This is a genomic window from Streptomyces sp. NPDC058291 (assembly GCF_042880855.1).
Taxonomy (GTDB): domain Bacteria; phylum Actinomycetota; class Actinomycetes; order Streptomycetales; family Streptomycetaceae; genus Streptomyces.
The window spans coordinates 1-2,109 of the sequence record NZ_JBHVYK010000174.1 but is presented as its reverse complement, the minus strand read 5'-3'; the positions used below and the strand labels follow the sequence as shown (position 1 = coordinate 2,109).

Genomic DNA, 2,109 nt, shown 5'->3' with positions numbered 1-2,109 from the left:
GAGACAGGCCTCCGGTCGTCGGGCCCCCGCCTCCGGTCGTCCGCCCCGGCCTCCGGTCGTCGGGCCCCGGCCGCCGGTCCCCACGGCCACCACCGACCGTGTCACCGCCGGTGGTGGCCGTCCCGCGGGCTAACGCTCCGCGTCCAGCGTCTCCAGTTCCTCGTCCTCGATGTCGTCCACCAGATCGTCGTCGGCGTGGTCGTCGATCTCGTCGAAGACCGAGCTCACGTCGAAACGGCACACGACGCTCGCGGGGTCGGCCTCGTCGAACGGCGCGTCCAGCCACTCCCCCGGCTCGGCCGGTTCGTCGGCGGCCAGCACCCACAGCGTGGAGTCGCCCTCCTCCAGACCGAACTCCTTGTGCCGGGAGGCGATCTCGTCCGCCTCGAACTCGCCGAACAGGATGCCCAGCGCACCGTGCACGGTGCTCGCGGCCTCGCCCCCCGCCGCGTCCTCGTCCGCCGCCTCCACCCGCTGGGCCTGCGCCAGCAGCCGCTGCGGCTCGGCGACGGCGTAGTCGCGGCGGATCAGCACGCTCAGCGCGTTCGGCTCCTCGGGGCCGCCGTAGGGCGGCAGCGAGTCCTCCGCGCCGGGGATCTCGAAGGGCGTGACCTCGTCGTAACGGTCGTAGAGCAGTTCGTCGTACACCTCGGCGGCCGCGGCCAGCTCGTTGAACGCCTCGTTGACGGCCGGGTCGTCCTCTCCCGTCCTGCGTTCGACCGCGGCCAGGTGGCGGTCGAGCGCGGTCTTGACCGCCTCGGCGGCGGCGCGTACCTCGGCAGCGGTGGGCTGCGCAGCATCAGACATAGTGCAGACGCTATCCGTACCGGGGCCCAGCCCGCACAATAGATGCGATGCCGGAATACGAATTCGTCGACGTCTACGTGCCGCGCGGGGTCTCCCGCAAGGAGGCGACGCGACTGCTGACCGACCATGCCGAGTACGGACACTGGGAGTTGGACCGCCTGAGCCTGCTGCGTGACGGCAGCCGCAGGGTGCGGTTGCGCCGGCGGATCATCCGCCAGGTGCGTGCCACGTGGTGAGGTGACAGACGCAGAACGGAGCGGGCCCCGCCGAGGCGGGGCCCGCTCCGTTGCGGACGCCCTGCGCGCCTACGCGGAAGGACGCGCCTTGCGGTAGAGCACGGCGCCCGCGAGCAGCGCGCCCGCGCCGACCGGCAGGACGAGGCCCATCGGCATCTCGCTGCCCGTGTGCGCGAGCTGCGCGGCATGGGCGGCGGGCCGGTGGACGGCGGACGCGCCGACCGGCGTCACCTGGTGCGAGGTGGACGGCACGCCGCCGGGGCGGGACGAGCTGGAGTGTCCGTGCCCGACCGGCTTGCCGTGGTCGTGCCCGCCGGGCTTGCCGGGCGTCTCGTGGCCGCGGGACGGGGGCGTGTGGACGCCGCCGTCGTTGGCGCAGTCGTTGCCGAAGCTCGGGTTGAGGATCCCGACGACGTCGACGCTGTTGCCGCACACGTTCACCGGCACGTCGATCGGCGCCTGGACGTGGTTGCCGGAGCCGACGCCGGGCGACCCGCCGGTGTGGCCGCCCGCCTGCGCGCCCCCGGAGCCGCTCTGCGCGCCGGAGCCGCCGTGGCCACCGGCGTGACCGCCGTTGTGACCGCCGTTGTGACCCCCGGCGTTCCCGCCGCTGTGGCTCCCGCCGTGGTTACCGGCGTGACTGCCGCCGCCGCGCTGCTCGCCGTATCCGCGCGACGCGGCGCCGCCGCCCTTGTTGGCGCAGGAGTTGCCGAAGGTCGGGTTGAGCGCCCCGACGACGTCGACGGTGTTGCCGCACACGTTGACGGGAATGTTGACCGGCGCCTGCACCGAGTTGCCCGACAGGACGCCGGGCGAGTCGGTGGCGTAGCCGTTGGCGCCGGAGTCGGCGTGGGCGTAGCCGCCGGCGGCGGCGATCACCCCCGTTGCCGCCGCCACGGTCATGAGGCTTTTGCGGGTGACCTGTCGCATTGCTGAATCCCTGCTTTCCATTCCGTCCGCGTCCCGAATCGCTCGCATCATTGCAGCTGTTCGATTCATTCGGGATTTTCGAAGTCTTCGGCCTTTCCTTCGGAAAAGACCGGTCGGCCCCGGAGCGCATGGGGTG

General features: G+C 72.7%; 3 protein-coding genes. 1 reads left to right on the top strand and 2 read right to left on the bottom strand.

Annotated features, from left to right (window positions below):
* Nucleotides 1-129 precede the first annotated feature (129 nt).
* A complete protein-coding gene (locus ACFVYK_RS37920; protein WP_389781289.1) occupies nt 130-807 on the bottom strand; it encodes a hypothetical protein in 678 nt (225 codons plus the stop codon).
* Between the two features lie 47 nt (nt 808-854).
* Here ACFVYK_RS37920 and ACFVYK_RS37915 point away from each other — a divergent pair, with 47 nt between their 5' ends.
* Nucleotides 855-1,043, top strand: a complete 189-nt coding sequence (locus ACFVYK_RS37915) for a DUF5703 family protein (protein WP_014671721.1) — start codon at nt 855-857, stop codon at nt 1,041-1,043.
* Nucleotides 1,044-1,112: 69 nt separating this feature from the next.
* Here the strand turns inward: ACFVYK_RS37915 and ACFVYK_RS37910 are convergent, their stop codons facing one another.
* Entirely contained in the window at nt 1,113-1,973 is an 861-nt protein-coding gene (locus ACFVYK_RS37910; RefSeq protein WP_389781288.1) for a chaplin, read from the bottom strand.
* Between the last annotated feature and the right edge of the window lie 136 nt (nt 1,974-2,109).